The organism is Hyphomicrobiales bacterium (assembly GCA_030688605.1).
Lineage (GTDB): Bacteria > Pseudomonadota > Alphaproteobacteria > Rhizobiales > NORP267 > JAUYJB01.
The window spans coordinates 1-2814 of record JAUYJB010000057.1 but is presented as its reverse complement, the minus strand read 5'-3'; the positions used below and the strand labels follow the sequence as shown (position 1 = coordinate 2814).

Below are 2814 nucleotides of genomic sequence, written 5' to 3'. Positions count from 1 at the left end.
CCGAGGCCGTCGGCTTCGGCAGGTTCGCCCCCGCGCTGCGGGGCGCCCTGACCGGCGGAACGGCGTCACCGGACCTTGGCCGCACGCTTTCGGCTCTAGGCCGCGAGGAGAGCCTGGGGCGCATCGACGACGCGCTTTCGCCTGTCACGTGAACCGTTATAACGACGTTCAAACGCCCGTTCGGGCCTATGTGCGCATTCAAGGAGATCAGGCATGACCGACAAGGCGGTGCTGACGATCGGGCTCGACAGCTACGAGCTTCCGATCATCAAGGGGACGACCGGTCCGGACGTTGTCGACGTGCGCAAGCTGTACGCGGAATCGGACCGCTTCACCTTCGATCCGAGCTTCACCTCGACCGCTTCCTGCGAGAGCAAGATCACCTTTATCGACGGCGACGCGGGCATCCTGCTGCACCGCGGCTATCCAATCGACCAGCTGGCCGAGAAGTCGAGCTTCCTGGAGGTCTGCAACCTGCTGCTGAATGGCGAACTGCCGACAGCGGACCAGTTCGCCGTGTTCGACCACAACATCACCTACCATACGATGTTGCACGCTCAGTACGACCGCTTCTTCGAGGGGTTCCGGCGCGACGCCCACCCGATGGCGATCATGGTCGGCGTGATCGGCGCGATGTCGGCGTTCTATCACGACTCAACCGACATCACCGATCCCGAGCAGCGGCGGGTGGCGAGCCTGAGGCTGATCGCCAAGGTGCCGACCATCGCCGCCATGGCCTACAAATACTCCACCGGCCAGCCCTTCATATACCCGCGCAACGACCTGAACTACGCGGCGAACTTCCTGCACATGTGCTTCGCGGTGCCGTGCGAGGACTACAAGGTCAATGCGGTGCAGGCGCGGGCGCTCGAGCGGATCTTCATCCTCCACGCCGACCACGAGCAGAACGCCTCGACCTCGACCGTGCGGCTCGCGGGCTCCTCCGGCGCCAATCCGTTTGCGTGCATCGCCGCCGGAACCGCCTGTCTGTGGGGCCCGGCCCATGGCGGCGCCAACGAGGCCGCGCTCAACATGCTGAACGAAATCGGCGCGCCGGAGAACATCCCGAAATTCATCGCCCGCGCCAAGGATCCGAACGATTCGTTCCGGCTGATGGGCTTCGGCCATCGGGTCTACAAGAACTACGACCCGCGCGCCAAGATCATGCAGAAGACCTGCCACGAGGTGCTGAAAGAGCTCGGCGTCAAGGACGATCTGCTGCTGGATGTGGCGATGGAGCTGGAAAGGGTGGCGCTGACGGATGAGTATTTCATCGAGAAGAAGCTCTATCCGAACATCGACTTCTATTCCGGCATCACCTTGAAGGCGCTGGGTTTTCCGACGACGCTGTTCACCGTGCTGTTCGCCATCGCCCGCACCGTCGGCTGGATCGCCCAGTGGAACGAGATGATCGAGGATCCGAAGCAGCGCATCGGCCGGCCGCGCCAGCTCTATACCGGCGCCAAGAAGCGCGACTACGTGCCGATCTCGCTCAGGAAATAGGCGCGCGGCGGCGCAGGACTTCGAGGACTTCCCGCGCGGCGCGTGCGCTCGGCGTCTCCTCGCCGATGGCGACGCGCGCCGCAACCTCGTCGAAGGCGGCAAGCTGCGCGCGCCGTTCCTCGCTGTCCTTGAGCAGGGGCAACAGCGCCGCGGCGAGGTTTTCCGGCGTACAGCGCTCCTGAATGAATTCCGGAACGGCGTTGCGCCCCAGGATCAGGTTGGGGAGGACCACCGAGGGGACGGTCAAGAGCGGGCGCAGCACCACCGCCAACCGCTCGACGCGATAGGCGATGACCATCGGAACCCGCGCCAATGCGAGTTCCAGCGACACGGTTCCCGAGGCGGCAAGCGCGGCCCGCGCCCGGTGGAAGGCGGCGAGCTTGGCCGCTTCGCCGGAGACGATCTCCGGGCCGACCGGCCAACTCTTCAAGCCCGTCTCGATGGCCGCGCGGACCGAGTCGACCGCCGGAATGACGACGGCAAGCTCGGGATGGACCTCCCTCACCCGCGCCACCGTGTCGCCAAACGGCGCCATCAGGCGCTCGACCTCGGTGATGCGGCTGCCGGGCAGCACGACGAGCAGCGGCCCGCCGACGGGCTTGGTCGCGCCGCCGCGCAGCGCGTCGATGCGTTCCGCCAGCGGATGGCCGACATAGCTGCAGGGCGGCCCGCCGAGGCGCCGGTGGGCGTCGGGCTCGAACGGCAATAGCGCCAGTATGTGGTCCACATAGGCGCGCATGCGCCGCGCCCGCCACGGCCGCCAGGCCCATACCGAGGGCGAGACATAGTCGATGATCGCAAGCTCCGGCCGCGCCCGCCTGACGCGCCGCGCCACCCGGTGGGTGAATTCCGGGCTGTCGATGATGATCAGCGCGTCCGCATCCGTTGCGCTCACGGCATCGCTCGTCTCGCGGATGCGGCGCAGAATGGCGGGCAGTCTGCGGGCGATCGCGATCGGTCCCATGAGGGCGATTTCGGAGAGCGGAAACAGGCTCGCCAGCCCCTCGGCGCGCATGTGCTCGCCGCCGACGCCGGAAAACCGCACGCTGCCGCCGAGCACCCGCCGCAACGCCGCCATCAGATGCGCGCCGAGGACGTCGCCGGACGGCTCGCCGGCGACGACGAAGAAATGGCGGGGCTCGTCTTCCTTCTTGGCCATCCGTCGAGAGGGGTTCATGGTTATAGGAAACCATTTGACCGGGATGATTTTGCGCCGTGGCCAGGCGCGGCTCGCCGGGCGATGCGGTGCATCGGCCAACAGCCGCAACACCGCCACGGCGCAAAAGAACCCGGCCTTCGGTGGGCCAAATC

General features: G+C 66.7%; 2 protein-coding genes. One reads left to right on the top strand and one right to left on the bottom strand.

Annotated features, from left to right (window positions below):
- Window positions 1-213 precede the first annotated feature (213 nt).
- Complete coding sequence (gene gltA, locus Q8P46_06635; GenBank protein MDP2619839.1) at window positions 214-1503, top strand: citrate synthase; 1290 nt, start codon at window positions 214-216, stop codon at window positions 1501-1503.
- Here gltA and lpxB read toward each other — a convergent pair.
- Window positions 1493-2662 carry a lipid-A-disaccharide synthase gene (lpxB, locus tag Q8P46_06630; protein ID MDP2619838.1) on the bottom strand — a complete coding sequence of 390 codons (1170 nt, stop codon included), beginning with the start codon at window positions 2660-2662 and terminating at the stop codon, window positions 1493-1495. The genes gltA and lpxB overlap by 11 nt on opposite strands.
- Window positions 2663-2814 lie beyond the last annotated feature (152 nt).